We start from the raw sequence: 26676 nt of genomic DNA, 5'->3' as shown, positions 1-26676 counted from the left end.
AAATGAAAATGTTATACCACTTTGATTTTGTGGAACATACGATACAGAACCGGAACTACAATCAGTGTCAATACTGTCGCAAAGCCTAGACCAAACATGATGGTTACCGCCATCGGCTTAAAGAAAATATCCGGTAACAGCGGAATCATGCCCAGAATGGTCGTGATCGCAGCCATACATACAGGTCTTACACGACTTAATGCCGCATCAACCACTGCGATGTAAGGTTCTTTCCCTGACTTCATCTCAATATCGATTTGGTCAAGCAGTACGATCCCGTTTTTAAGCAACATCCCCGATAAACTCAAGAAACCAAGCAGCGCCATAAAGCCAAACGGCGTATTAAGCACCAGAAGACCGGTTGTTACACCAATCAATGCCAATGGCACCGTTAGCCAAACAATCAACGGCTCTTTTACTGAGTTAAACAAGAACACTGTAATCAAGAACATGAAAAGGTAGCCCATAGGCATAGTGGTAAACAGCGACGCTTGCGCATCTGCAGAAGACTCGTATTCACCACCCCATTCCAACGAGTAACCAGGTGGAAGCTCTATCGCTTCAATTTGTGGCTGTAGGCGTTTCTGTAGCGTCGCCGCTGTCTCTTCACCCAACAAGTCTGGGTCAGCCATGATCGTCAGCATACGCTTACGGTTCTTACGTATGATCAACGGGTCTTCCCATTGCATCTTGTAACCTAAGGTCACTTGTTGCAGCGGAATAAACTCACTCAACGCTGGACTCCAGATCTTCATCCCTTCGATATTTCTGATGTCGATACGCTCATCGTCCGGCAAACGAGCTACGATAGGCATCAATGTTGTACCGTCACGGTAAACACCGATGGACTTACCCGAGAACGACATCGCAAGGAAGTCATCCACATCAGACTTGGTTATACCGTAGCGACGCGCCTGACTTTCATTGAATTGAGGCTCTAGCACCTTAGTACGCTCACGCCAGTCATGACGAACATTGAATGCACCTGGATCGGCATGCATGATATCCATCACTTGAGCCGCAATTGAACGTAGCACCGTTGGGTCGGAACCTACGATACGAGCTTCAATCTTCGCACCGCCACCTGGACCTAATTCAATCTGTTTCAATTTGTAGTCTATTTCAGGGAAGCTCGTATCTACGTACTCTCTAAAGCGCTTCATTAGCGGAGCAAGAACATCATAACTCTTCACACGCGTTGTAATTTCGCCATAAGCGCTGTAACTCTTCTCTGGCGCATAGGTCAACATGAAACGCTGCAAACCTTTACCTGCGGTGGTCGTTATGTGTTCCACTTCCTCTTGCTCAGATAGCCAGTTCTCTAGCACTTTAAGTTTAGTATTGGTTGCTCGGATATCAGTTCCTTCCGGCATCCACACGTCCACTTGGAACATAGGAGTAGTTGATGATGGGAAGAAGGCTTGTTTTACAAAACCGAAACCATACACGCTCGCGCCTAAACCAATCACCAAAACGACCATGGTTAGCCACGCGCGCTTCATACAGAACTCAAGGAACTTTTTGTAGATAACAAAAACCATCCCGTTGTATGGGTCTTTGCCTTCACTGTCCGGATCAACTTTCTGACCTTTGAAGAACAGATCAGCAAAGAATGGGGTAATTGAAATCGCAGTAAACCAACTCAACATCAATGAGATAAGCAGTACCGTAAACAAGGTGCCACAATATTCACCGGTTGAGTCCTCAGAGAGCCCGATAGGTGCAAATGCTGTCACCGCGATAACGGTCGCGCCCAACAGAGGCCATTTGGTTTGCGTAACAATATCGGTTGCAGCTTGCATACGCGTTCGGCCTTTTTGTGTGCCTATGAGTATGCCCTCGACCACCACAATGGCATTATCCACCAGCATCCCCAGCGCAATAACCAGGGCCCCCAATGAGATACGTTGCAGGTCGATTTTAAAGTACTGCATGAAGATAAAGGTGCCTAATACCGTCAGCAATAGAATCAAACCAATCAACAAGCCTGATCTCAGTCCCATAAAGAACAGCAGTACCACAATTACGATAGCAACGGCTTGCCCTAAACTGACCACAAAGCCACTGACCGACTTTTCAACCTCTTTTGGCTGGTTATAGACCTCTGAAATATCAATACCGATAGGTTGTTGGTATTTCAGTTCAGCTAAGCGTCGATCAAACGCTTCACCGACAGCTACTACGTTAACCCCTTGAGCAAACGAGATGCCCATGTTGAGCGCCAATTTGCCGTTGTAGCCGATGATATTAGTCGGTACTTCGATGTAACCACGCTTAACCTCAGCCACATCCTTTAAGTAGATAAGGCCTTGAGCGCCCCCTTCCGTCAGAATTAAATCCCCAAGCTGTTCTACATTCTGGAACTCACCTGTCGGATGAATGCGGATATATTCATTACCGATACGCACCGCACCTGCATCAGATACGACGTTTTGTGTCGAAAGGAGATTAAAAACGGTATTTGGAGAGAGGCCTAAAGAGCTAATTTTCTTCATCGAGATTTCAATGAAAACTTGCTCTTGTTGTGCGCCAGACACCGATACCTTGCTCACCCCGTCTACCAGTTCTAATTCACGGCGAAGGTAGTCGATATAATCGAGAAGCTCTTTATAGGAGTACCCTTCACCAGTAACGGCGAGTAGGATCCCGTATACATCACCAAAGTCATCGATCACTTGCGGCTCGTTAACCCCCGGTGGCAACTGACCTTTGAGGTCGTTAACCTTCCGACGCAACTCATCCCAAATCTGTGGAAGATCATCAGGGCCGTAGTTGTTTTTCATTGTTACAGTGACCTGAGACAACCCTCGGCTTGAAATCGAGTTCACTTCATCAACATAGGTAAGTTGTTGGATCGCTTTCTCAAGCGGATACGTAACCTCTTCCTCAACCTGTTGCGGTGTCGCCCCCGGATAAGAAGTCACGACCATTGCGTCTTTGATAGTAAACGCTGGATCTTCTAATCGACCTAGCCCAAAAAACGCTGAGACACCACCAATCAAGAAAATGAGTGATAACATCCAACTGATCACTTTATTGCGTATGAAATATGCCGCAACTCCTGTTACTTCATCATCGCTTTGAGACTTATTATTCACTTCACTCATTATTCGTCTCCTGAGACAATACTTCCACTGTCATCCCATCTCTTAATTTCGACACACCTGCGGTTACTATGCGCTGCCCAATTTCTAAACCTTTAACGACTTGCAGAGTTGTTTGATTAGCTTTACCTAAAACGACCTGTTGCTTAGTCACGGTGTCATCGTCATTGACGACCCAAACATAAGAGTCTTTGTTTTCAAGTGAGTCACCATCAGCATTAAACACCGATTCAATTGGGATAAGTACCCCCGCTTTAAGCTCCAAGCCGATATCACGACCGTATGAAGTCACCTCTACCGCCATACCATCGAGAATGAGGTCATCCTTCGGCATTGGTAGCGCGAGAGTTACAGTAAATGTGCCTGTGCTTGGATCAGGCTCGGTAGTGAACTCCTTGATTCTCGACTCATACTCATTGCCACTAGGAACACGCACCAAAGCTCGAATATCGGATACCAAAGTTTCAGTAGGTTGATTGACGTAGATACGATCCGGCAGCTGAATTACAACCTCTACGTCTTCCACACTGTGAATATTCACGATTTGCTGACCAACCTGAATGTTCTCGAACTGGTCGACGCTAACACGAGAAATGATCCCATCAACTGGCGCTCGTAATTTAGTAAAAGAGAGGCGTAATTTCGCAAGCTCAAGCTCAGCAAACGCTATTTGGCGCTGTGCTGCAATTTCATCAAACTGGGATTTCGCCAATAAGCCTTTCTTAACCAGCGGACTCGAACGTCTATATTGATTATTGACCACGGTGTAACGAGCCTGAGCGTTATCAACCTCTAGTTGATAATCGGTTGGATCAAGCTCGGCAATGATGTCGCCCTCTTTAACACGCTCACCCTCTTTTACGGTCAGTCGGTTAATTTCACCCGCTACGCGAAAGCTAAGGTGCGCTTTTTCAGCCGCATTGGCGACTGCCGGGAAGTAGAGCTTGTCATGAAAGTCGAGCACTTGTACTTCCATAGCTCGTACCAAGGGTGCACTGATTTCTGACTTCACTTCGGCACGCTCACAACCGACAAGCAATGCGATGCATGAGAGCCCGATAGCTCTTTTAATATTCTTCATATTAGAGCCCTCTCTCTTTAACCCATTCGCGAACTTTCTCGCCAGACTGCAGTTCATTCACACCAGAAGTAACAATGCGATCGCCATCATTTAAACCGGAAACAATATGACGTTTTTCATCAGTCACTATCGCAACTTTCTCGACAATACCGTCGCTGTTTACACGCCACACATAGGTATCATCATTTTCAGTGATCATCGCTGCGCTAGGTATCTTAGTCGCGGCTCCTCGGTTAGAAGAGAGATACACGTTACCCGACATGCCAGGCAGAATGCCGATGTCTGTTGGACGCTCCATGACCATGGTCACTTTATAAGAACCGGTTTTAGGGTCTGCCTCAGTGTCTACTTCTTGGAATGTCAGTGGATAGGAGTAATCAGGGAAAGCATCAAACACCATCTTAGACTCAGTCTCGAAGCCCGCTGAGTAGCGTGTGATTAATTGGTCAGGAAGCAGAAACACAACCTTCATAATCTGGTTGGTTTGAATATTCATGATGCCTTCTTTAGCAGCGACATATTCATGATTTTCAGCGGGAATGATTGATATGGTGCCATCGTAAGGCGCTACGAGTTTGGTGTAGCGTAGATTAGCCTTGGCTTGGTCTAATACCGCCTTTGCAGAGTTGTGATTGGCTTTGGCTTCATCAAAATCTTGTTCGGAAACAACGCGGTCTTTGCGCAGTTTCTTAGCACGCTCAAACTGAACATCCGCTAACAGATAATTTGCTCTCGCCTGTTTTTCTAACAGTTGATATTCATCTGGGTTGAGCACAGCGAGCGTGTCACCCTTATTCACGACTTGACCTGCAGTCACCTCAATATTTTGTAATAACCCAGGGACACGAAATGCAAGGACTGCTTTATCACCGGCTTCTGTTGTGGCTGGAAAGTCGCGTTTGAAAGTGTTGTTGCCGACAGAAACAGTGAAGAGTTTGGCAGGTCGAGATTCAGGTTCGGGGACAGGAGGCAGCTCCTTACCACACCCAGACAGCCCTGCTAGCGCTGTCATAAGGACAAGGGAGGCTTTGTACATTTGAGATCATCCATATCTATAAATATTTTATTAACATAGATTAATCACATCTAACTTACCAGTTAATGTCCGGAATTATTTTGAGAAAATATCCAAAAAAAATAACGGCTTGGACGATATTCATCCAAGCCGTTATAGGAAGTTAACCAGTTCACGTGCTACATGTTTTTAAATTCGCGATTCACTTTAAAACTATCAGATGTAACATAAGCTTCGATGTTGCGCACATCACGCTCTATCTTCTCAAAATCACTCTCTAGCGTATTGAGCAGGAATTCTGGTGTCTGTCCTTGCTCCCACGGTTTTTGCTTTAGCGTGTGCTGTTGCTTTGACTTGAGTTCATCGACATAGCGTCGAGGCTGTTTTTCGATCATGAACGTCATAGCCAAATAAGCCAGAATCACTAAGAAACTACCACCTAAAAGCGCCGCAGAAATAACCATAATCCGTACCAGCCATACTTCTAGACCAAAGTAGTTTGCTAGGCCTGCACAAACACCTGATAACTTGCCGTTAATGGGGTCGCGATACAGCTCTCTACTCATAGTTTCGTCTCCAGTTAGGGGACTCCACATCTAAGATCTTTTCTAAGGTTTTAACACGATCTTGCATCGACTCCGCTTGTTGCGAAAGTTGGTGCAACCTTTGTAAATCTGTCTCAGACAAACCATTGCTCGACTTCTTTTTACTGCGGTAGTGCAAAAATAACCATAGCGGAGCAACAAAAATCAGAAAGACAATCAGTGGACCAGCTATTAGAAATGATGACATAGATAACTCCTGGGTTATTTATCGCGGTTTTCGACTTGCTGCTTCAGTTTTGCAAGTTCTTTCTCAATTTCATCTTGAGCTTGCAGTTCAGCAAATTCTTGGTCAAGGGATTTAGCGTTACCAGTTTTAGCATACAGATCCGCTTCCGCCTCTAGTTCATCTACTTTACGTGACATTTGCTGGAATTTCGCCATTGCTTCATCAGTTTTGCTTGAGTGAAGGTGCTTTTGAACATCGCGACGATTGCTTGCAGCGTTGTTACGAATCGCAAGTGCTTGCTGCTTTGCGCGTGTCTCAGCGATCTTAGTTTCAAGCTTTCCAATTTCACTGGTTAGCTTTTCAATGGTCTCTTCAACCAAAGTCTGCTCGGTGTGAAGACTTTTGATGATGTCTTCTAACTTCTGTTTCTCAATCAGAGCTGCTCTCGCTAGATCTTCACGCTGTTTCGTTAGTGCTAGCGTTGCCTTTTGCTGCCAATCTGCGATTTGGTCTTCGATAGACTCAACTTTACGTGCGAGCTCTTTTTTATCAGCAATGGCTTTTGCTGAGTTGGTACGAACTTCTACCAACGTATCTTCCATCTCTTGGATGATAAGGCGAATCATTTTTTCAGGATCTTCAGCCTTATCGAGTAATGCGCTGATATTTGAATTTACGATGTCTGCAAAGCGAGAAAAAATACCCATAAGGAACTCCTTAAATAATCAACTTAATCAATGGTAAAACCAAAGTTACTGTGCGAATGGTGTTATCACTCGCGGATAAACTTACTCTTAGTAATCCAAATTGCGTGCCAATTTTATAACCATTAAAAATCAATAACTTAATAATATGTGGTGATTATAACAACAGATGCTATGATGAAATTAACCAAGTGTTGGTATTTTTCACCACCAGTATCACAACATCACACGATAAGGCCACCTATGCAGCAAAATTTAATTGGCGAATCCCCGAGTTTCCTGTCCGTCCTCGATAAGGTCTCTCAATTAGCACCGATTGAAAGACCGGTACTCATTATTGGTGAACGCGGTACAGGTAAAGAGTTGATTGCACAGCGTCTTCACTACCTCTCTAAGCGTTGGGACCAACCATTAATTTCATTAAACTGCTCTACCTTAAGTGAGGGCTTGATCGATTCTGAGCTCTTCGGTCATGAATCTGGTTCTTTTACCGGTTCAAAAGGTCGCCATCAGGGTCGATTTGAGCGCGCAGAGGGTGGCACTTTGTTTTTGGATGAACTGGCCACGACTCCCCTTGCCGTTCAAGAAAAACTTCTTCGTGTGATCGAATACGGACAATATGAACGGGTCGGTGGTCAAAAAGCACTGAGTGCAAATGTTCGGCTCGTTTGTGCGACCAACGCCAACCTTCCCGATATGGCAAGCAAAGGGGAATTTAGAGCCGATCTTTTGGATCGATTAGCTTTTGATGTCATTACTTTACCTCCACTTCGTGAGCGAAAAGAGGACATCACATTGCTGGCGGAATACTACGCAATAAAAATGTGCCGAGAGCTTGAATTAGAACTGTTTGTCGGCTTTTCTCCAGAAGCAGCACAATCACTCATTGATTATCCTTGGCCGGGTAACGTGCGTGAACTTAAAAACGTGATTGAGCGAGCTATCTATCAACATGGTCGAAACCCAAATCCGATTGAGTCTCTTGTGTTTAATCCTTTCCAACCAGCATGGAGTGAAACGTCAGCTGAAACTGACAATCCTGCACCAAGCGACCATACTGCAAATGAGCGCAGCTTTTCTCTTCCTTTGGACTACAAAGCTTGGCAAGAGGAACAAGACATCGCACTCCTCACTCAGGCATTAAAAACAAGCAAATACAATCAAAAACAGGCAGCTGAGCTGCTTGGCCTTACTTACAACCAATTAAGAGGCATGGTGAGGAAGTATTCGATAGTCGGCCAAAATAGCGATAAATAGCTGCTAGCACAGGATTATTATTTGGAGCGCAATAAATAAAATGTTAAATTATCCGGATCTTGAGGCTCCTCTTTCGCCTCGTTTCGAAAAGTATTTCTTTTTATGAAAGCACTATTAAGACTGTCACTGGGTATCTTCACGCTAGGCTTTTTAGCCGGATGTGGAGAGAGCGTCGATCACGACCAGATCCGAGAAAAAGGCTTTATTTATTGTGGCCAAGGAAACCCAAGTACCTTTAATCCACAGTTGGTAGACAGTGGTATTACCGCTGAATCGCTAAGCCCTCAGATCTTCGACACGCTACTGCAGTTAGACCCTAAGACTTATCGCCCGCAGCCAAATATTGCGACCGAATGGACGGTGAACAAGGCGGGTACTGAATATACCTTTAAGTTACGTCCTGGGGTGCAATTTCAGACGACCGATTGGTTCACGCCTACTCGTGCTCTGAATGCACAAGATATTGTCTTTAGCTTCGAACGTATCACAAACAGCACCCACCCATTTCACTATGTTGGTGGCGGACTATATCCATGGTTTGCTGGTATCGACTTCCCCAATCTCATCGACAATATTCAAGCTGTAGATGACCTGACTGTGAAGTTTACCCTAACTCGCCCAGACAACTCTTTTTTAACCAACATAGCCACCAGTTATGCAGTGATCCATTCAAAAGAGTACGCGAGTCATCTTATTCAGATGGATGAGAAAAACCGTTTAGACTCACACCCAGTTGGTACAGGACCATTTTATCTTGATGATTTTCAGATTAACGACCTAGTACGCCTGAAAAAACACAAGAACTACTGGAAGAGTGAAGTGAAAATGGACCAAGTGGTGTTTGATACATCACAACGTGGTACCGGTACCCTCGCAAAACTCCTACGCGACGAATGTGACGTACTCAACTCACCTATCTCAAGCCAGATCCCGATTATTCAGGCTCAAGAGGAGCTTGAGATTACGGCGACACCTGCTGTGAACGTTTCATTCATCGCCTTAAACACAGAACACCCCGCACTGCGTGACGCTCGTGTGCGTAAGGCTCTGAACCTTGCGATCAACCGCCAAAATATTTTGGACTCGGTGTATTACGGAACAGGCAGTAAAGCTTACACGCTGTTGCCGCCGACTTCGTGGGCATATCAAAAAGACCAAGTTCAGGTTCGTTATGACCGCAACTACGCAGTCGCACTTCTTAAAGATGCTGGTGTTGAACCCGGTTTAGAGCTCTCAATGTGGGTACCACTTGAGCCAAGAGCCTACAACCCGAGCCCACGCAAGACGGCGGAGCTGATTCAAGCCAACCTTGCGGATATCGGCATTTCTTTAAAACTCTATACTGACGATCGCTTTGACCGAACTCAGCTATCTTCTATCGCATCGACGGACCTCCTGCTTACCGGTTGGATTGGCCACACTGGCGACCCAGACAACTTCTTGCGTCCACTACTCTCATGTCAGTCAGAGCGTGCAGGCTTGAATGTATCTATGTGGTGTAATTCCGATTTCGATTTCCTTCTTGACCTCGCGCTAGAGATCAACCAACAGAGACACCGAGTGAACTTGTATCACCAAGCACAGAATATTCTTAACGAAGAGTTCCCTGTGATCCCACTGGCTCATGGCGTGCAATTCCGTGTACATGACCGTTCATTAACTGGCTTCAAGCAAAGTCCATTTAATGCTCAGCCTTTCGACCAGGTGACAAGAGAGGTGCAACCGTAATGTTTTGGTATACGTTAAGACGCATCAATCTATTCGTTATTACCCTCGCAATACTGACTATTGTTGGCTTTTCATTATTGCGATTGGACCAAACATCACCTTGGGCTATTCAAGAGTTTTGGCCGGGGTGGATAAGCTATATTGGTGAACTATCAACACTGAACTTCGGCATCAGTAAGCATGGTGTGCCTATCTATGACGAGTTGGTCGTGGTCTTCCCCGCGACACTTGAGCTTTGTTTCTTTGCGTTTCTACTCGCACTTCTAGTTGGTATCCCTCTAGGTACGATTGCGGGCATGCGCCAAGGTAAGTTTATTGATACCACTATCTCGTTTACATCCATGTCGGGTTACTCAGCTCCTATCTTCTGGGTAGCTCTGCTGATGATTATGGTTTTCTCATTGCACTTTGAGATGTTCCCTGTCGGCGGACGTTACGATTTACTGTACGAAATCGAACATGTTACTGGGTTTGCAATCATTGATGCGTTCTTTGCCGAAGGTCGCTACAAAGCTCATGCACTGCAGAGTGTGATTGAGCATATGGCACTGCCTTGTTTGGTTCTGGCATTAGCGCCAACCACACAAGTTATTCGTTTAATGCGTGCGTCTGTGGCTGAAGTTATGACTCAAAACTACATTCGAGCAGCGCGTATCAAGGGCCTTTCAACCCATGAGATCGTCACTCAGCATGTACTGCGCAATGCTATTCCACCGATCGTTCCTAAGGTGGGTGTGCAGCTATCCAGTATGTTAACGCTGGCCATCATCACCGAGTCTATTTTTAACTGGCCGGGTATTGGCCGCTGGCTGCTCGATGCGCTCTCTAATCAAGACTACGTGTCAATTCAAGCGGGTGTGATCGTCGTGGCCACGCTGGTACTGACAGCGAATATCCTATCGGATCTGATCGGCGCGATGATCAATCCTCTAGTAAGGAAAGAGTGGTATGCTAACAAGTAACGTCTATCAAGAAGAGCGCATCCCGACTCAGTTTGAGCGTTTTTGGCGCAGCTTCCGCAACAACAATTTGGCGATGTTTGGCCTATGGTGCTTGGTTCTGATTATCTTCGTCACCATTACCGCACCTTGGCTAGCGCCTCATGATGCTCAAGAGCAGACTGGTCACTTGTTGACGCCACCATCGTGGGATCCTGCTGGCACGGTTGAGTACTTCCTAGGTACCGATGATTTAGGTCGCGATATTCTGTCACGTCTTATCATTGGCTCTCAGCTTACCTTTGGCGCAGCTGTGGTGATTACGTTCATTGCCGCTGTGATTGGTTGCTTAATTGGTGTACTAGCAGGCATGACGCGTGGTCTCCTATCAAGTACATTAAACCACCTGCTTGATACGGTAATGTCTATCCCATCTTTGCTGTTGGCCATTATTTTTGTAGCCTTCCTAGGCTTTGGTGAATTCAATATCTTACTGGCGATCTGCCTTGCGTTGATTCCGCGCTTCATCCGCTCGGTTTATATCGCCGTTCACGCAGAAGTAGAGAAAGATTACATCATGGCATCGCGTTTGGATGGTGCTAACGATTTTTACCTACTTTGGAACTCCATCGTACCGAATATTCTTACGGTTATTGCGCTTGAAGTAACGCTAGCGTTGTCTGTAGCGATTCTCGATATTACAGCACTAGGCTTCTTAGGTTTAGGTGCTCAAGCACCTAGCACGGAATGGGGTTCGATTCTGGGTGACTCGGTAGAACTTATCTACTTAGCGCCTTGGACAGTAACCTTACCCGGTCTCGCAATCATGTTTACTGTTATCGTCATTAACTTAGTCGGTGAAGGCGTACGCCAAGCACTTAATGCAGGAATCGAATAATGCCGTTACTTGATATTCGACATCTGACCATCGAAATCGAAACACCTCAGGGCTTAGTTAAAGCCGTAGACCGTATGAGCATTACTCTGAATGAAGGGGAAATTCGCGGCCTAGTAGGTGAATCAGGTTCAGGTAAAAGCTTGGTAGCCAAAGCGATTGTTGGCGTATGTAAAGAGAACTGGAAAGTATCTGCAGATCGAATGCGTTTGGGTAATATCGACTTGCTTCAGTTGACACCCAAAGAGCGTCGACGTGTCATCGCTCGCGATATCGCAATGATCTTTCAAGAGCCTTCAACCTGTCTCGATCCTTCAGAAAAAGTGGGACACCAACTTATCGAGTCGATTCCGTCTCATGCCTTCGAAGGCAAATGGTGGCAACGCTTTAAATGGCGTAAAAAGCAGGCGATTGCTCTACTTCACAAGGTCGGTATCAAAGACCACTCACGCTTGATGGACAGTTACTCTTATGAGCTGACCGACGGTGAGTGTCAAAAAGTGATGATTGCGATGGCGATCGCCGCCAAGCCAAAAGTATTGATTGCTGATGAACCAACAAACGACTTAGACCCAATCACTCAGTCTCAGATTCTGCGTCTGTTGAGTCGTATGAATCAGCTACACAATACAACCATTATTTTGATTGGCCATGACTTAACCACCATTACTCAATGGGCAACACGAATCACGGTAATGTACTGTGGACAATCGGTTGAATCCGCCGACACACAAAAACTGCTGGATGCACCTAAGCATCCATATACAGTGGCGCTTCTTAAAGCGATGCCAGACTTCAATGATTGGATACCCCACAAAGAGAAGTTGCAATCATTGCCGGGCTCGATTCCCCCTTTGCAGCACTTACCAATTGGTTGTCGTCTTGGCCCAAGGTGCCCGTATGCACAAAGGCAGTGTGTTGAGATTCCACACACCAGTCGTGTAAAGAACCACAAGTTTAACTGTCACTTCCCACTGAACATGGAGAAGAAAAAGAAATCATGAGTGCATTATTAGAAGTGAGTGATCTTTCCAAAGATTTTACGACACGCTCTGGGCTTTTTCGTAAGAAGATTCATCAAGCGGTAAAACCGGTGAGCTTCACTCTTGAAGCGGGACAGACAATTGGGTTTATCGGACAAAATGGCTCTGGTAAGTCTACGCTTGCTCGTATGTTGGCTGGCATGGTTGAGCCCACATCAGGTGAGATTCGAGTCAATGGTGAAAAGCTTGAGCACAAAGATTATTCGACCCGTTGTAAACTGATTAGGATGATCTTCCAAGATCCAAACACCTCACTAAACCCGCGTATTCAGATTGGTCGTATTCTTGAGGGGCCGCTGAAGCGAAACACCAACATGCCTCCAGAAGCGCGAATGAAACGCGTAAAAGACACACTGCTGCGAGTGGGCCTTCTACCGGAGCACGCTTACTTTTATCCTCAAATGCTCGCTGCTGGCCAAAAGCAGAGGGTCTGTTTAGCACGTGCTTTGATACTTCAACCATCCATTATTGTTGCCGACGAGGCGTTGAATGGTTTGGACATGGCAATGCGCTCTCAGATCATTAACTTATTCTTGGAGCTGCAAGAAGAGATGGGCGTTTCGTTTGTATACGTTTCACAACACATCGGCATCATTAAACACATAACCGATAAGATCATCGTTATGCATGAAGGCGATGTGGTGGAAGCCGGAGAAACCCATGAGGTGCTGTCCAATCCGTCTCATCAAATCACGCAGCGTTTGGTAGAGAGTCACTTCTTTAAAGCGCCGAACTACTGATCGTAGAAGATGCATTAATGCTTAAAAGTGAGGGAATAAATGAAACTGTATCCGTTCTACATTTATTCCCTTTTTTTCGTCCTATTTTCAATTCCTTGTAGGGCTACTGGACTCACTTGGCTCGAGCCCGACTTTGTTGAGCGCGCTTTTTATAGCGTGGCTCTCGAACGTGAATATGCTGATGGCAATCACCCACTGGCTAAGTGGAACCAACCCATTCGAATATGGCTCAACCACGGTGTCGGAGACCAAGCCCTTCATCAAGAACTCGCCGAATTGCATGTTAAGCACCTAGCCCAAATCACAGGCCTATCTATTGAGTTTGTCAGCCAAAAATCGCAAGCCAATGTGCAGTGGATTTATACACGCGAGTCACACTGGATTAAGGACGCAAAATCAGCACTCAACTTGAAATCGACTCAGCATTTAAATACCGCGATTTGTACCGCTGGATATAGAACCGATGCGAGTGGTCATATCGTCTCTGCTGCTCTCGTCATTCCTGTTGATTTGGCAAGATCACGCGGCAAGTTGTTAGCGTGTGTCGTAGAAGAAATCACACAAGCGCTAGGATTACCGAACGATTCCGAATACGCCTTCCCCTCAATCTTTAATGATCACACACCAGAGGAGCTTCTAGCGCCTTTAGACGTAGTTTTATTGAAGTTGCTCTACGAGCCAAAATTAAAAGCGGGCATGACGCTCTCAGAGGCGAAGCCAATCGTAAAACGGATAGTAAGGGAATATCAAAAAAAGGGAGTGTTAGAAGGGGCAACAAAGGAAGCCAGACAGGCTCCCTTATACGAACTGTTTCGTTGACAGTGTGAATTAACGCTTTGCCGCTTGCTTCTTCAGTTCAAAGTCGAATTCATCAGGGAAAAGTACTACGCCCTCTTCCTGCTCATTTGGGAAGACAACAACAGCAAGTTCATCATCTTCTAGACCCATAGTCCAACGACTGTGCCATTTATTCAATGAGATTGCTTCAGCCTTGCACTCAGCCCATTCGCCTGTTGCCCAAGATTCAGCGAACTCTTTATTTGGCCAAACAGGAACGCAGTCTTCATCTTCCGTATTTAGCATCACACAACCGTGCTCATCGGTTAGGATCCATACTTCGCGATTAGCTACGATCTCTTTTACACAGTACTTAAAGCGCTGCTCACCCGTGTATTTGTTCACTTCTGCGATTTTCTGCTCGTCTAACGGTGTCGTCATTGTCGTTTCCTACTTTTGTCAGTGCGGTCACTCTCATACAGTGTATGTCGAGCTTTTTGAACTGCAAATACTTCTATTCAAAGAAATAGTCTAATGGGATGCAATTCATTGCCAAAGAAAAACGCCTGCTAAAAAGCAGGCGTTTAATTAGTCAGCAGCTTAATTAAGCAAGCTCACCTTGAAGCCAAGGCCAACCTTGCTTCTTACGGCTTAGTGTATTTTCCATCATCAATACACCATCTTGCTCGTGCTGAACTAGCTTCTCAGCCCACTCACCTTTGTAAAGAAGACGAGTTTGAGCTGTTGTGATGTCAGTTAACATTACTGCAGCGAATGCTAGACCGTCTTTCTCACAACGAGATTCTAGGTCCGCTTCAAGTGCTTCAATCATGCCATCAACTTGCTCAAGTGTTGCTAGCTCAACTTGGCCAACTACTACGTCGCGACCGTTGAACGGGTAACCTTTAAGGTCTTTTTCTACTAGCTCAGCAGCAGATAGGCCTTCGATGTTTGTTTTCGCGATTAGCAGTGCTTTGATGAACGCGTCTACGTCAGTTACACCAGCGATTTCTGCTAGTTCAGCAACTGCGTCTTTGTCTTTTTGAGTACAAGTCGGAGATGCAAAACCTACTGTGTCTGACAGGATAGCAGACATCATTAGCTTAGCGATTTGTGGAGTGATTTCGTGACCTTCAATCTTGAACATGTTGAATAGTACAGTGTTTGTACAACCAACAGGCCAGATCCACGCTTCCATTGGGTTTACTGTCATCACGTCGCCTAGACGGTGGTGATCGACAATACCTAGGATTTCTGCGTCAGCAACGTCATCAGGTGCTTGAGCTAGATCTGAGTAGTCTACTAGCCAGATTTTCTCGCCAGCAACAGAAGTACGAAGCTCTGGCATATCTGCGCCAGCAACTTCTAGAATGTGTTGAGTTTCGCGGTTGATCTCGCCTTGGCGAATTGGTGTCGCTTCTTCGCCACGAGCTTTAAGAAGCTCAGTTGCAACTAGCGCGCTACAAATACTGTCACTATCAGGGTTTTTGTGACCAACAACTAAAATCATGTTTCTTCCTATTACACTAAAATTACAGCTCTACCTATAGAGCATCTCTTTATTTCGCTTACTTTACCCTATTTTTTGACAATGATCATCGCTTCGTTACTGCCTGTTAGACTATTTGCCTATGAGAGTTGTCATAAAAGCCACACAATACAATTGATAATCATTCTTATTCGTATATAGTTATATCTAAGTCTATATATATCGGGGTAACTGTTATGAATCGACGATTCCAACGTGCACCAGATAATCACATTTTAAAATTAATGCCGTCATCCTTATTTCGTAAGCGAATATTTCTTACTGTTTCGCTCGCTACTTTGATTGTGATTGCATCGCTCGTAGATCTAACGGTCACAACTGTATCAGACTTCGTTTTAGCTTCTTCGCTTTACACTATATTGAGCTTGGTCGGTTACCAATGGTTAACTCTCAACGTCAATGCCGAGAGCTTACTGGCACATCAATGTCGCTCCAATCAGGTTGTCTGTGCTTCTGTCATGGCAGCGATTCCTGGTTGTGGTGGTATCGTTTCGATCATTTCTCTGTATGTGGCAGGAAAAATCAGTATTGGTGCACTTATTGCCGCCCTTATTAGCACATTGGGTAACGCGGCCTTTTTGTTTGTTGCAGATGACATGAGCGTTGGCATAGCGGCCATCGCATTAAGTGTCATTGCAGGAAGTGCTTTGGGTAAGATCATTAACTTATCGCACGTCGAAGACTTGTTGCGCCCCAATTAGCTTCAAATTGAGATAATCACCATCAATTAACCGCTCCCGTGTTTACGTTCGTTCCAAGGCTAGCTGTCAGGATTACTGGTAGCCTTGGAGCGTTCTCCATCGTCACTACTGTACCCTGTAAAAAGCCCTTAATGGCACACTAACCGTATTCAAATAACATTAGCGCCATAATCTTAAAATATAAAAAAGCCCCTGTGAGCATCGCTTACAGGGGCTTTTACCTATCTTTCAGTGTTTGATATCGAGTGCATTAAGCGACTTCGATTGGGCCACCGAATGAAGTAACTGGAGGTAGCTTACCAGTGAACTTCTCAAAGTCGACCAGACATGTGTTCGCAGAGGTTGCTTGAGCTAGCTCAGAAGAACCAATGTCTTGAGTTAGTGTATTTGGATCGCCGTAAGTATCTAGCGCGCCCACTTTCTCGTTCATTGGGCCGTACCAAGCACCTTCTTCGATACGTACAACACCCGGTGCGTAGCTATCCATAAGAACAGCACCCGCCAGAAGTTGGCCACGATCGTTGAATACACGTACCACATCGCCATCTTTGATGCCTTTCTTCTTAGCATCTGTTGGGTTGATGTAGATAGGCTCACGACCTTGTACCGCGTAAGTTGCACGGAACTCTTCAGAATCACACATCTGAGAGTGCAGACGCTTATCTGGGTGACAAGATTGTAGCCAGTACGGGTGTTTATCAGAGCCTGGACCACCGTGTGAACGTTCAGATTTCTCGAACCACATTGGGTGTTCTTGACAGTGCTCGTAGCCCATGTTGCCCACAGTACGGCTTGTGATTTCGATGAAACCAGAAGGTGTACCTAGTGCATTGATCTCTGGATCTTCACGGAATGAAGCGTGACGAGTCCATGGCTTACCTTTACCGAAGTCTAAGAAACCTTTCTCCCAGAACTCAGCGAACTCAGGCATTTCGAAGCTACCTTCGTTTGCTGCGCGACATTCGTCGTACAGAGATTTAACCCACTGCATTTCATCCATGCCACGAGTGTAATCGTCGTAACGACCCCAACGCTTAGTTAGGCTAGACATGATCTCGAAGTCAGTCTTAGACTGGAACAGAGGATCCACTAGTTTGTGCATCGCGATCAAACCACGGCCAGAGTATGCGCCGTAACCATCAATATCGTTACGTTCCCACTGAGTACATGCAGGAAGCACGATATCAGAGTGACGACACGTCGCTGTCCAAGTAAAGTCTACAGCGACTACAGTCTGTAGGCTCTTGAATGCTTTACGCATCTTGTTGCGATCTTGGTGGTGGTGCCACGGGTTGTTACCGCTGAATACCATCATCTTGATATCAGGCAGTGTTACCGTTGCGCCATTCGCTTTGATCTTCTTACCAGGCTCTAGCAGGCTATCTACCCAACGAGCAACTGGGATTACGCGGCTGTAACCGTTGTAATCTGTGTTCGTGTGCTTCGGCTTTTGACCTTGGTCGATGTTCAGCGGGAATGAACCCGGAGCTGAGAAACCAGTTGAAGATACACCGATACCTGAGTAGTGGTGACCGTAAGAGATACCACCGCCTGGTAGACCAATTTGACCAACCATTGCTGCAATAACTGCACACATCCAGTAAGGCTGTTCACCGTGTTCTTGACGCTGGATACTCCAACCAACAAGAATCTGTGTACGACCGTTAACCAGCATCTTAGCGAAGTCACGGATTGAGTCCGCACTTGCGCCACAGATAGCAGAAGCCCACTCAGGAGTCTTCTCTACTTTGTCTTTCGTCTCACCTTGAACGTACTTGATGAAGTCTTCAAAACCTAGACAGTAAGTTTCGATGAACTTCTTGTCGTACAGACCTTCATTGTAAAGTACGTGAGCAACACCCAGCATGAACGCCACGTCAGTTTGTGGGTTGATGTAGAACTGCTCGTTTTCTAGGTAACGACCTGTTTTGTTCTTAACAGGGTCTACAGAGACAACGTTGATCTCTTTCTTAGCAACTTTTTCTTTTAGCTGTTCTAGGTAAGCGAACGATTCGTGAGTTTCACACGTCCAACCTACTTGTAGGTTCTTAACTGGATCGTTACCCCAAAGAATGATGTTGTCACTGTTCTCAAGGATAAGCTCCCAAGAAGTACCTTGTGCGTATACTTCTGTAGAACCTAGAACGTAAGGCATGATTGTTTGACCAGCACCCGTAGAGTAGTCACCAATCTTCTTCACAGAAGAACCGTGAAGCGCCATTGCACGTTGCATGTGGTTAGTACAGCTGTGGAACTGACCTGTTTGTCTCCAACCAGTTTGACCAGTGTGAAGCGCCCATGGGCCGTAATCTTTCTGTACGCGCTCTAGCTCGCGGTAAACAAGGTCTAGTGCCTCATCCCAAGTCACGCGAATAAAGCGGTTGTTACCACGTGTATCTGCGCTGTACTTGTGCTTCTTCAACCAATCTAGGCGAACCATAGGGTAACGCACACGTGATGGGCTGTAGATAATGCCTTTGATACCCTTCAACATCTCTGTTGGGTGTTTATCAATTTCTAGTGGCTTGATCTCTTGAACCTTACCAGCGTAAACACGCGCACGGAATGCACCCCAGTGAGAACCTGAGACTTTCCACGTGCCGTCTGTTTCTGCTGCTGATGCAGAAGCCGACACTAATAGGCTTGGGCCCATAACTGATGCCGCACCTGTTGTCGCGACACCTTTCAGAAAACTTCTTCTTGTAATTGCCATTGTGTTACTCCAATTGACGTCTTATTAGTGATGGCCTTCAGAAAAATCTGATGAGTGCTTCTGTAGATACTTAAGGACAAGTGCTTCTGTATCAGTGTCGAAGTTAACGAATGCGATCATACCATCTAGCATGCCTACCCAACCGTTCGCACTAAAGTGTGCTTCATCTGGCTGTGAGTGACACGTTGAACAGTTAGACTGGTAAGCCTGACCTGCTGCATCCCAGATTGGATCGAAGTTATCAACCATAGACTCTTTCTTCATCCATAGTGCTAGGTTAACTTCTTCCCATGGAAGACCTGTTAGCTCATCTTCTTTCTTCTCACCAACAGTGATAACGTCGCTTTGAGACACTTCTTTGGTCAAGATTGCAGTAGAGATGTTCATACCGAAATCTTCTTGGATTACACGACCGAAGCCTTTCGCTTTACGCCAGCCATCGATCTGAACTTTGATCATGTCGCCTTTTTCGTCGATCACTGCAACTTTACTTGCTGGGCTTAATAGACCCGCTTCAACTGTTGCTGTTTCGTCTGTGTACATTGGTAGATGACGAATCGAGATTACGTCAGAACCGTTCGCGTAAGAAGTGCTGCCTGCAACTTGCTCAAGCTCACCAACGATACCACTTGCCGATTCCATATCTAATGGAAGGTTGTGAGCAATACCTTTGTGACAGTCAACACAGCTTTGGTCACGTTCCGCTGCATTCTTCATTTGAATACGCGCAGTAGGACGCATGTTGTCGAAGTCCATTGAGTCGTAGTTGTGGCAGTTTTTACACTCTAGAGATTTGTTTGCAGAGAAACGATCCCATTCGTGTTTTGCCAACTCGATACGACGTGCTTCGAATTTTTCAGGTGTATCTAGGTCACCGAAAACTTGTGCGAATACTTCTTTAGATGCTTGCATCTTACGAGCGATTTTAGCTGTCCATTCGTGAGGAACGTGACAGTCTGGACAAGTTGCACGAACACCAGATGTGTTTTTCCAGTGAACCGTGTCTTGTAGTTCTACGTATACATTGTCACGCATGGTGTGACAGCTGATACAGAATTCTTCAGTGTTGGTTGCTTCTAGTGCAGTGTTGAAACCACCCCAGAAGATAACACCCGCGATAAAACCACCCATGGTTAGTACACCAAGGCTGATGTGTACTGCAGGGCGTGTCATTGTGCGCCACAGTTTAACTAAAAATGACTTCATGATTAGCTCTCTTAAATATTTGTTCTAGAAAATGTTGTTACGTGAGGGCATTACATGCCGCCGTGAGCACCTGGAGGTCCGAAAACGAACACTTGAAGCGCCCAAACTAAGAAGCCGTAGCCGCCTACAAAAGCAACACTCAATACAGGAAAGAGAACCACTGCGATGAAGAGGAATGACTTCCACTCCAACGAGCGTTTTTCGCCAGTTTCAATTTTATTAACATCACTCATACATTTTGCCTATTTTGTATTTAGTAATTTCGATAAGCCCATTCTAAGGGGCTAAAGTTCATCAGTATCTAACAACAAATTTTAGACCATACTCAAAGTAGGGTTCAATCAAATCCCCGCTCTTAACCCTTGCTAATCAATACTTTTTTGAGCTCATCCAGAGTTGTTTTCAGTTAAAGAAACATATTAAAAAGTATTAACAAATGTGAAGAATTAAGTAGATTAACCAGTTGTTAAAATTACACAACAAACCAACAGTTGCGTAACCAATTGTAACGTTTTACCTACTAAGTAGTAGCCAAATTAGACGAAAACAGCGAGATTTATGTGCAAAATTTGTTAAATAATTGATACAAAAACGCGCTGCGGACGCTTTGAGAGAAAATGAATTCGAAGGGAGTTTCAGATAGTATAAGAGGACTAAATAAGGAAGCTTTATGCAAGACGTTATCGATATCTCATGGTGGCAGTTATTACTCTTTAGTTCGCTACTGATTCTTCCCATTGGCATTAATCATCACTTCAAACTCGGTCTCGCTCGAGAAGCCAGTATCAGCATTGTTCGAATGGCGACCCAGCTATTCCTCGTGGGTTTGTATCTTGAGTATCTATTTGAGCTCGATAGCATCTGGATTAACCTTCTTTGGTTGAGCACTATGATCGTCATCGGCGCGAGTTCGATTGTTGAAAAAGCAAAGCTACCAAGAAAGCTACTCTTGTTACCCATTGCAACTGGATTGTCCGTTACGTGCATCCCTATCGTGCTTTTCATCTGCTTCTATATCATCAAACCGACCCCACTGTTTGGCGCTCAATACTTGATCCCTATCGCTGGCATGTTACTCGGTAATAGCTTAAGCAGTAATATTGTGGCGTTGCAGAACTTATTTGGTGCGTTTGAAACTCAGAAGTCGGAATATGAAGCTGCAATAGCATTGGGAGCCTCTCCAATGTACGCATCAGCCCCGTTTGTAAGAAATGCGATGCAGAAGGCTATGTCCCCAATCATGGCCTCTATGGCGACCACAGGGCTCGTTACCCTTCCAGGTATGATGACGGGGCAAATTCTGGGAGGCGCCTCTCCTATGATTGCCATTAAGTATCAATTGATGATCATGCTCGCGATCTTCATCATGATGAGTACCTCATTAGCCGTCGCTTTGAAACTTTCACTAAAAGCGACGCTAACCAAAGAAGGGCGAGTGAAAGCAAAGATCAAAAATAATACTTGATCGCCATTTAGATCCTTATAAATAGGGTTACTCACGGAATTTAAGACAGGTTATCCACAGAAACTGTGGATAACCGAATGCAACAAAGGTGACCCAGTCACATTCAACTTATCAACAACCCAAGTTAACCGCATCTCTCCCCTTTTCAACGATATATAGAAACGGGTTACCGAATAGTTGATTTTTTAATCAACTTTGAATTTTCTCTATCTCGGTTATTTGTCCACAATTAAAAACGGCCCACCGAAGTGAGCCGTTAGAAACTGTGCTGAAGTTAGTCAGAATCAATCACGCAGATAGATCAACCAATACCACATTCCGACAAAGATACCACCACCGATGATATTACCTAGTGTCACAGGCAGTAGGTTATTGACCAAAAAGTCCATCATATTTAAGTCTACATAATCTGCTGGATTGGCCCCTGTCATGGTCCAAAATTCCGCAGGTGCAAAAGTTTTAATACCGATCGCTAATGGGACTTGGAACATGTTCGCAATACAGTGTTCAAAACCTGCTGAAACAAACATCGCGACAGGTAGAATCATTACGGCGATCTTATCAGTAAGAGTTCGGCCGCTAAATGTCATCCACACTGCAATACAGACCAGCACGTTACACATAATGCCAAGGGCTACGGCTTGAATAAAATCATGGTGAAGTTTGTGCTGAGAAATGGCCATTGCATTCAAACCAACCTGGCCATGATCAAACATGTACTGCTTGGTTAAAAGCATACAAGCGACCAGCAGCAGTGCACCAATCAGGTTGCCGATATAAACGGTCGCCCAGTTTTTGATTAACGTTTTCCATGAAATCTTACCACTTGCTCTCGCCACCAGCGTAAGCACTGAACTGGTAAATAGTTCACCACCGGTTACAACCACTAAGATAAGACCCAAACTAAAGGCAAGACCACCAATCAAACGAGTAATACCCCAAGGCAAGTCCCCTGCTCCTGTTGTCACTATGGTATAGAAAACAAAGGCGATACCAATATGAATGCCAGCAGAGATTGCCAATAGGAAAGATTTGATTGGATCTTTAGTTGCTTTACCTACGCCGATATCCGCAGCGCGCTCAGCCATTTGAGGCGGTAATAATGAGTCAAATTGATTTAGGTTCATGGTTGTTTACATTTTGAAACATGTCGTCGGGAGCGCGATAATCCTCTCTTTTATTTTGTATTTCAAGTGCTAATTTTCACGCTAATTATCGTGATCCAGATCTCATTCAAAAATTACATAGAATTTGGCGAAAAGCATACGACTTTAGGATTAGCCAGAAGTCGTCCCTCGCCTTAATCAAAAACCTCAATATTATACAAAGCCATTAAAATTCAATTAGTTAATAAAAACCACACAAGAACACTATGCGCTAACTTTCTATCTGCTGTCGTCCAAAAGAGAAATTTTGACGCAGATCAACAGAAAGTAAAAAAGCGCCCGAGGGCGCCTTTTGAATTAGAAATAACGGTAATTGTTGGTCGCTACGAGTTTTCAACTTCAGCGATAACGTCAACCTCTGGTTGCGCTGCCTCAGTTACTGGTTCAGACGCTGCTTCAACGGCAGGCTTAGCAGTAGACTCGGCTGATGCTCCATTTGCCTGCATCTTCAAACTTGATACCAAGTCTTCAAGACTCTTGATATGTGCATCACTTTTTGAAACCTGTTCAGTCAATAACTCACTTTGTTTATTGGTATCAATGAGCTGTTGAGCTTGTTGTTGATTTTCAGTTTCTAACTTAGCCAGTTTTGCCGTCAGAGACTCGATCTCTTGGGTAAGCTCTGAAGTAAGATCTGAACTCTTTAACTTTTTGATGCTAGCAACAATCTTTTCTGATTGAAGACGCAGTCCCACATCACGGTAATCTTGTTCATTAACCGCTTTAGAAATATTCAGCAGTTGATTTTCAGCATTCAATACCGCTTGTTCGAACTTGTCGTCTTTGATGCTTGCGAGCAGTTTTACTTCGTGAGCCACACTGCGTACGTGGTTAAGCTCAAATTCTGCGGCAGCAATGGCATCTTGAATGATCGATTTCTCGCGTGGTGTCGCCTTAACTTTGCTTTCAGCCAGTTCAATTTGTGAGGTTGCTTTAGCAAAAGTTAATGGCACGACTTCGTGGAAGTCTTCATCTTCAAGCAGCTCTAGCTTCTCTTTTAGAGGAACAATGTACTTCTTGTGCGCGACTTTTACTTCAAGTACACGCGCATTGTTCAAAAACTCTACCTGCGCTTCTTGAGCATCTTCCAACTCATCCACTAATACATAGTTGAATAACTCGGTGTATTCAGAATACAGACGCTTGTAGTTTGACTTAAACATCGTATCTGCGCCCAATAGCTTCAAGTAATCCATTTGTGCAATAGAGTCTGCCAGCACTTGGTCCGCTTTATCTTTTAGCACCAGAATCGCTTCATAGTTTGATTGCACCGTTTCTATTTTCTCATCAAACGCCTGCGCATATGTTTGGCTTGAGAAGATAGAGTAACTGTCTGCGATCAATGTTTGGTCTTTTGCGATGTCTGCATAAATCTCTTGCGCATCTGCCCACGCACCTAACAACTCTTTGTAGTTTTCAGGTGCATACAGTGCGTATTGTGAGTGCTCTTCTAGCTTAGTTTCCCATTCTGTGTAGGTTGTTTGAATAGAATCAAACGAACGTACTTCAACGGACGCTTGAACATCCTTATTCGTTGCTTGGCTCGTACCACTTTGATCCGCCGGCGTGCTTTGACACCCAGCAACACCCAGTAGCATACCCACCACTAATGCTATCTTCTTGGCTCTCACTGACATTTTCCTTTTTATAATTCACACCATCTCGGTGCCATTAGATTTTTGTCAGTCCAATATATTACAAGCGTCCGGAAATGAACATCACCCATAGCTTAAATGAATATAATTCAGTCAATTTAGTTTGAGACACCAAGCTATTCGTTGATTAAACACCCAATTTGGTATCACTTATCAATTCTCTCGATTTTCTATTGCCTGCATTATCATTGCGCACTATTGTGAAAACAGAAGACATTAAAATTTATAGGTCAATTATGAAGTACACCACTGAACACATTGCAGATTTAAACCTTCTTCTTCAGTTCGATGTAAGCAGCGCTGCGACGGGCATTAAAGTACATCAAGAAGCTTCTACGGAAATGAAAGAAGCAGTACAACGTTTGTTCGACAAAGGCCTTTGTACTCAGCCAGACGGCGGTTACCTCACTGATGAGGGTATAGAAACTGCAGAGCGTGCAGATAAGCTATTACGCATTTTAAAATAAGCTCGCATTCCAGATACAGACTCCATTCGCTTCGGCAATGGAGTTTTTTCATTTAAGGGCTTTTCATTTTTTTACAAAGGTTTGTTAGGCTTAAAGAAAAGGTTATGACTCTTAACTGAGGTCAAGTCACCAATGAACATTGGTAAAGGAAGTGAGGAAATTATGGCATCTATACTCGTTCTAGGAGCTGGTTGGGTTGGTGCACCCTTGGCGGATCATTTAGGTCGCCATGGACACAGCGTTGTAGCAACAAAAACGAGCCCTCAAGGTGTGGAAGAGCTTGAACAGCAGCAAATGCATGGGGTGGAGTTCTGCTTTAGTGAAACTGAAGACACCGTTTCAAAGCTCTACTCCCTGCTGCTTGAGAATAACATCGAGATCGTGATTGGTAGTTTTCCGCCGGGGTTTAGAAAAGGCTCAGGGCATGCTTACGCCAAGCATTGGCAACAGTTAGTCGCAGCGAGTCAAAAAGCCAATATCAAAAAGCTGATCATGGTGAGCTCTACGACGGTTTATCCAGAGAAGCCCGGAACTATCGAAGAGAATGATGCATCGCTATCAATCGCATCTTCGTCTTCAACTTACCCCTTTTCTGACAACGCAAAGATAATGCTAACCGCAGAACAGTCTGTCATCGACTCAGGTATCGATTACACTATATTGCGCTTTAGTGGTTTGATTGGACCCAATCGCCACCCATCTCGTTTTGCCAGCAAGCTAAAACAAGTGAGCTCTCAGGCTCCAGCTAACATGCTTCACTTAGACGATGCCATTCGCGGAGTCGATTTTGCAATCACGCAGCTGCACAACCAAGTTGTTAATGTCACAACACCGAATACCGTGAGTAAAGCTGAGTTCTATGCTGCAGCTTTAAAGAGCGCTAATAGCAAAGAGCCTCTTCCTCCGGTTGTCGACACACCGGATAAAAGAGTCTCATCAGAAAAGATTCTTAGCCTAGGCTTCTCGTTCAAATACAACTCAACCTTGGATGCCCTCGATGACTAAATTGCACAGAGCCATTGATACTTTATGGAACTACATGAAGACCGGAGATACGCTTTCAAAGTCCGACTGTATATTTGTTTTGTGTAGCAACGATACCCGTGTCGCTGAGTACGCTGCAGAACTTTTTAAGCAAGGGCTCGCCCCATATATTGTTTTTTCAGGTGGCGTGGGACGGTTTACCGAGGGACAGTTCAATCGTAGCGAAGCCGAAACCTTTGCCACTATAGCTCGTGACTGCGGTGTTCCCGACTCAGCAATTATCGTGGAAACGAAGGCAAGCAACACCGGAGAGAACGTTCGCTTTACCTATGACTTGCTAAAAAGCCAAGGCGACGTTCCTAAACGACTGACCCTAGTTCAAAAGCCGTTTATGGAGAAACGAACCTACGCAACCTTCAAACAGCAATGGCCGGATAAAGACGCACAGATCACCGTGACTTCTCAATGGCTACACTGGGTGGACTACTACAATGAAGAGCTACCCTTAGAGATGGTGTTAGGTGCTTTAATCGCTGATTTTGAGCGTATAAAGGAATACCCCACATTAGGTTTCCAAATTGCCCTTCCCATTCCAGATAATGTTGAGTTGGCCTACCAACAACTCAAGAAGGTAGGATTCGAGGCTTGATTAAGTAAACATCTTTATCACTTTAGACAATCCATTTCTGTAGACATAAAAAAACGGTGGCTTTTCAA

General features: G+C 44.9%; 25 protein-coding genes. 12 read left to right on the top strand and 13 right to left on the bottom strand.

Annotated features, from left to right (window positions below; genetic code table 11):
* Positions 1-11 precede the first annotated feature (11 nt).
* The 6 genes from L1D60_RS20765 to pspA form a co-directional block, all read right to left on the bottom strand.
* Complete coding sequence (locus L1D60_RS20765) at positions 12-3107, bottom strand: efflux RND transporter permease subunit (RefSeq protein WP_239842761.1); 3096 nt, start codon at positions 3105-3107, stop codon at positions 12-14.
* Positions 3100-4185 (bottom strand): efflux RND transporter periplasmic adaptor subunit, encoded by a 1086-nt coding sequence (locus tag L1D60_RS20760; protein WP_239842760.1) that lies wholly within the window; start codon positions 4183-4185, stop codon positions 3100-3102. Before L1D60_RS20760 ends, L1D60_RS20765 begins: the two co-directional genes overlap by 8 nt.
* Before the next feature lies 1 nt (position 4186).
* On the bottom strand, positions 4187-5221 hold the full coding sequence (locus L1D60_RS20755) for an efflux RND transporter periplasmic adaptor subunit (protein WP_239842759.1): 1035 nt from the start codon (positions 5219-5221) through the stop codon (positions 4187-4189).
* Between the two features lie 158 nt (positions 5222-5379).
* Positions 5380-5766, bottom strand: coding sequence for an envelope stress response membrane protein PspC (pspC, locus tag L1D60_RS20750; protein ID WP_239842758.1), 387 nt, complete (start codon positions 5764-5766; stop codon positions 5380-5382).
* A complete protein-coding gene (gene pspB / locus L1D60_RS20745) occupies positions 5759-5992 on the bottom strand; it encodes an envelope stress response membrane protein PspB (protein WP_239842757.1) in 234 nt (77 codons plus the stop codon). Before pspB ends, pspC begins: the two co-directional genes overlap by 8 nt.
* Before the next feature lie 14 nt (positions 5993-6006).
* Entirely contained in the window at positions 6007-6678 is a 672-nt protein-coding gene (gene pspA / locus L1D60_RS20740) for a phage shock protein PspA (RefSeq protein ID WP_032552131.1), read from the bottom strand.
* A gap of 240 nt (positions 6679-6918) precedes the next feature.
* Between pspA and pspF the strand changes: the two genes are divergently transcribed.
* The 7 genes from pspF to L1D60_RS20705 all read left to right on the top strand — a co-directional run bounded on the left by pspF (position 6919) and on the right by L1D60_RS20705 (position 14095).
* Positions 6919-7932, top strand: coding sequence for a phage shock protein operon transcriptional activator (pspF, locus tag L1D60_RS20735; protein WP_239842756.1), 1014 nt, complete (start codon positions 6919-6921; stop codon positions 7930-7932).
* 102 nt (positions 7933-8034) lie between these two features.
* Entirely contained in the window at positions 8035-9660 is a 1626-nt protein-coding gene (sapA, locus tag L1D60_RS20730) for an ABC transporter substrate-binding protein SapA (protein WP_239842755.1), read from the top strand.
* Complete coding sequence (locus L1D60_RS20725; protein ID WP_239842754.1) at positions 9660-10622, top strand: ABC transporter permease subunit; 963 nt, start codon at positions 9660-9662, stop codon at positions 10620-10622. The genes sapA and L1D60_RS20725 overlap by 1 nt, the downstream gene beginning before the upstream one ends.
* On the top strand, positions 10609-11496 hold the full coding sequence (sapC, locus tag L1D60_RS20720; protein WP_032552127.1) for a putrescine export ABC transporter permease SapC: 888 nt from the start codon (positions 10609-10611) through the stop codon (positions 11494-11496). The genes L1D60_RS20725 and sapC overlap by 14 nt, the downstream gene beginning before the upstream one ends.
* Positions 11496-12497: an oligopeptide/dipeptide ABC transporter ATP-binding protein gene (locus L1D60_RS20715; RefSeq protein ID WP_239842753.1), complete on the top strand. Its 1002-nt coding sequence runs from the start codon at positions 11496-11498 to the stop codon at positions 12495-12497. Before sapC ends, L1D60_RS20715 begins: the two co-directional genes overlap by 1 nt.
* Positions 12494-13276 (top strand): ATP-binding cassette domain-containing protein, encoded by a 783-nt coding sequence (locus L1D60_RS20710; RefSeq protein WP_239842752.1) that lies wholly within the window; start codon positions 12494-12496, stop codon positions 13274-13276. The genes L1D60_RS20715 and L1D60_RS20710 overlap by 4 nt, the downstream gene beginning before the upstream one ends.
* A 39-nt stretch (positions 13277-13315) precedes the next feature.
* Entirely contained in the window at positions 13316-14095 is a 780-nt protein-coding gene (locus L1D60_RS20705; protein ID WP_239842751.1) for a DUF2927 domain-containing protein, read from the top strand.
* Positions 14096-14104: 9 nt separating this feature from the next.
* Here L1D60_RS20705 and L1D60_RS20700 read toward each other — a convergent pair whose 3' ends face one another.
* Entirely contained in the window at positions 14105-14494 is a 390-nt protein-coding gene (locus L1D60_RS20700) for a DUF2750 domain-containing protein (RefSeq protein ID WP_032552123.1), read from the bottom strand.
* Positions 14495-14657: 163 nt separating this feature from the next.
* On the bottom strand, positions 14658-15563 hold the full coding sequence (locus tag L1D60_RS20695) for a manganese-dependent inorganic pyrophosphatase (RefSeq protein ID WP_239842750.1): 906 nt from the start codon (positions 15561-15563) through the stop codon (positions 14658-14660).
* A 215-nt stretch (positions 15564-15778) separates the two neighbouring features.
* Between L1D60_RS20695 and L1D60_RS20690 the strand changes: the two genes are divergently transcribed.
* Positions 15779-16303: a putative manganese transporter gene (locus L1D60_RS20690; protein WP_239842749.1), complete on the top strand. Its 525-nt coding sequence runs from the start codon at positions 15779-15781 to the stop codon at positions 16301-16303.
* Positions 16304-16553: 250 nt separating this feature from the next.
* Here the strand turns inward: L1D60_RS20690 and torA are convergent, their stop codons facing one another.
* Genes torA through torE form a run of 3 tightly spaced genes read right to left on the bottom strand, consistent with a single transcriptional unit; the run spans position 16554 to position 20455 of the window.
* Entirely contained in the window at positions 16554-19016 is a 2463-nt protein-coding gene (gene torA / locus L1D60_RS20685; protein ID WP_239842748.1) for a trimethylamine-N-oxide reductase TorA, read from the bottom strand.
* Positions 19017-19040: 24 nt separating this feature from the next.
* On the bottom strand, positions 19041-20222 hold the full coding sequence (gene torC / locus L1D60_RS20680; protein WP_239842747.1) for a pentaheme c-type cytochrome TorC: 1182 nt from the start codon (positions 20220-20222) through the stop codon (positions 19041-19043).
* 50 nt (positions 20223-20272) lie between these two features.
* Positions 20273-20455, bottom strand: coding sequence for a trimethylamine N-oxide reductase system protein TorE (gene torE, locus L1D60_RS20675; RefSeq protein ID WP_032552119.1), 183 nt, complete (start codon positions 20453-20455; stop codon positions 20273-20275).
* Between the two features lie 437 nt (positions 20456-20892).
* Here torE and L1D60_RS20670 point away from each other — a divergent pair, with 437 nt between their 5' ends.
* Positions 20893-21687, top strand: a complete 795-nt coding sequence (locus tag L1D60_RS20670) for an ABC transporter permease (protein WP_239842746.1) — start codon at positions 20893-20895, stop codon at positions 21685-21687.
* Between the two features lie 284 nt (positions 21688-21971).
* On the opposite strand, the gene focA is transcribed toward L1D60_RS20670, so the two are convergent.
* Both focA and L1D60_RS20660 read right to left on the bottom strand, forming a co-directional pair.
* Positions 21972-22814, bottom strand: coding sequence for a formate transporter FocA (gene focA, locus L1D60_RS20665; protein ID WP_239842745.1), 843 nt, complete (start codon positions 22812-22814; stop codon positions 21972-21974).
* 362 nt (positions 22815-23176) lie between these two features.
* Positions 23177-24484, bottom strand: a complete 1308-nt coding sequence (locus L1D60_RS20660; RefSeq protein WP_239842744.1) for an ATPase — start codon at positions 24482-24484, stop codon at positions 23177-23179.
* A 260-nt stretch (positions 24485-24744) separates the two neighbouring features.
* On the opposite strand from L1D60_RS20660, the gene L1D60_RS20655 reads away from it, so the two are divergent.
* From L1D60_RS20655 to L1D60_RS20645, 3 genes are all read left to right on the top strand, one after another.
* A complete protein-coding gene (locus L1D60_RS20655) occupies positions 24745-24975 on the top strand; it encodes a TIGR02647 family protein (RefSeq protein ID WP_239842743.1) in 231 nt (76 codons plus the stop codon).
* A 162-nt stretch (positions 24976-25137) separates the two neighbouring features.
* Positions 25138-25980, top strand: a complete 843-nt coding sequence (locus L1D60_RS20650) for an NAD-dependent epimerase/dehydratase family protein (protein ID WP_239842742.1) — start codon at positions 25138-25140, stop codon at positions 25978-25980.
* A complete protein-coding gene (locus L1D60_RS20645) occupies positions 25964-26608 on the top strand; it encodes a YdcF family protein (RefSeq protein WP_275665776.1) in 645 nt (214 codons plus the stop codon). The genes L1D60_RS20650 and L1D60_RS20645 overlap by 17 nt, the downstream gene beginning before the upstream one ends.
* Positions 26609-26676 lie beyond the last annotated feature (68 nt).

The organism is Vibrio sp. Isolate30 (assembly GCF_022397975.1).
Classification (GTDB): domain Bacteria; phylum Pseudomonadota; class Gammaproteobacteria; order Enterobacterales; family Vibrionaceae; genus Vibrio; species Vibrio fortis.
The sequence above is the reverse complement of the archived record's forward strand: the minus strand, read 5'-3'. Positions and strand labels throughout refer to the sequence as shown.

What these genes read in the sequence shown, in the direction of transcription:
- L1D60_RS20765 (WP_239842761.1), bottom strand. Translation starts at nt 3,107, where the DNA reads ATGAGTGAAGTGAATAATAAGTCTCAAAGCGATGATGAAGTAACAGGA.
- L1D60_RS20760 (WP_239842760.1), bottom strand. Translation starts at nt 4,185, where the DNA reads ATGAAGAATATTAAAAGAGCTATCGGGCTCTCATGCATCGCATTGCTT.
- L1D60_RS20755 (WP_239842759.1), bottom strand. Translation starts at nt 5,221, where the DNA reads ATGTACAAAGCCTCCCTTGTCCTTATGACAGCGCTAGCAGGGCTGTCT.
- pspC (WP_239842758.1), bottom strand. Translation starts at nt 5,766, where the DNA reads ATGAGTAGAGAGCTGTATCGCGACCCCATTAACGGCAAGTTATCAGGT.
- pspB (WP_239842757.1), bottom strand. Translation starts at nt 5,992, where the DNA reads ATGTCATCATTTCTAATAGCTGGTCCACTGATTGTCTTTCTGATTTTT.
- pspA (WP_032552131.1), bottom strand. Translation starts at nt 6,678, where the DNA reads ATGGGTATTTTTTCTCGCTTTGCAGACATCGTAAATTCAAATATCAGC.
- pspF (WP_239842756.1), top strand. Translation starts at nt 6,919, where the DNA reads ATGCAGCAAAATTTAATTGGCGAATCCCCGAGTTTCCTGTCCGTCCTC.
- sapA (WP_239842755.1), top strand. Translation starts at nt 8,035, where the DNA reads ATGAAAGCACTATTAAGACTGTCACTGGGTATCTTCACGCTAGGCTTT.
- L1D60_RS20725 (WP_239842754.1), top strand. Translation starts at nt 9,660, where the DNA reads ATGTTTTGGTATACGTTAAGACGCATCAATCTATTCGTTATTACCCTC.
- sapC (WP_032552127.1), top strand. Translation starts at nt 10,609, where the DNA reads ATGCTAACAAGTAACGTCTATCAAGAAGAGCGCATCCCGACTCAGTTT.
- L1D60_RS20715 (WP_239842753.1), top strand. Translation starts at nt 11,496, where the DNA reads ATGCCGTTACTTGATATTCGACATCTGACCATCGAAATCGAAACACCT.
- L1D60_RS20710 (WP_239842752.1), top strand. Translation starts at nt 12,494, where the DNA reads ATGAGTGCATTATTAGAAGTGAGTGATCTTTCCAAAGATTTTACGACA.
- L1D60_RS20705 (WP_239842751.1), top strand. Translation starts at nt 13,316, where the DNA reads ATGAAACTGTATCCGTTCTACATTTATTCCCTTTTTTTCGTCCTATTT.
- L1D60_RS20700 (WP_032552123.1), bottom strand. Translation starts at nt 14,494, where the DNA reads ATGACGACACCGTTAGACGAGCAGAAAATCGCAGAAGTGAACAAATAC.
- L1D60_RS20695 (WP_239842750.1), bottom strand. Translation starts at nt 15,563, where the DNA reads ATGATTTTAGTTGTTGGTCACAAAAACCCTGATAGTGACAGTATTTGT.
- L1D60_RS20690 (WP_239842749.1), top strand. Translation starts at nt 15,779, where the DNA reads ATGAATCGACGATTCCAACGTGCACCAGATAATCACATTTTAAAATTA.
- torA (WP_239842748.1), bottom strand. Translation starts at nt 19,016, where the DNA reads ATGGCAATTACAAGAAGAAGTTTTCTGAAAGGTGTCGCGACAACAGGT.
- torC (WP_239842747.1), bottom strand. Translation starts at nt 20,222, where the DNA reads ATGAAGTCATTTTTAGTTAAACTGTGGCGCACAATGACACGCCCTGCA.
- torE (WP_032552119.1), bottom strand. Translation starts at nt 20,455, where the DNA reads ATGAGTGATGTTAATAAAATTGAAACTGGCGAAAAACGCTCGTTGGAG.
- L1D60_RS20670 (WP_239842746.1), top strand. Translation starts at nt 20,893, where the DNA reads ATGCAAGACGTTATCGATATCTCATGGTGGCAGTTATTACTCTTTAGT.
- focA (WP_239842745.1), bottom strand. Translation starts at nt 22,814, where the DNA reads ATGAACCTAAATCAATTTGACTCATTATTACCGCCTCAAATGGCTGAG.
- L1D60_RS20655 (WP_239842743.1), top strand. Translation starts at nt 24,745, where the DNA reads ATGAAGTACACCACTGAACACATTGCAGATTTAAACCTTCTTCTTCAG.
- L1D60_RS20650 (WP_239842742.1), top strand. Translation starts at nt 25,138, where the DNA reads ATGGCATCTATACTCGTTCTAGGAGCTGGTTGGGTTGGTGCACCCTTG.
- L1D60_RS20645 (WP_275665776.1), top strand. Translation starts at nt 25,964, where the DNA reads ATGCCCTCGATGACTAAATTGCACAGAGCCATTGATACTTTATGGAAC.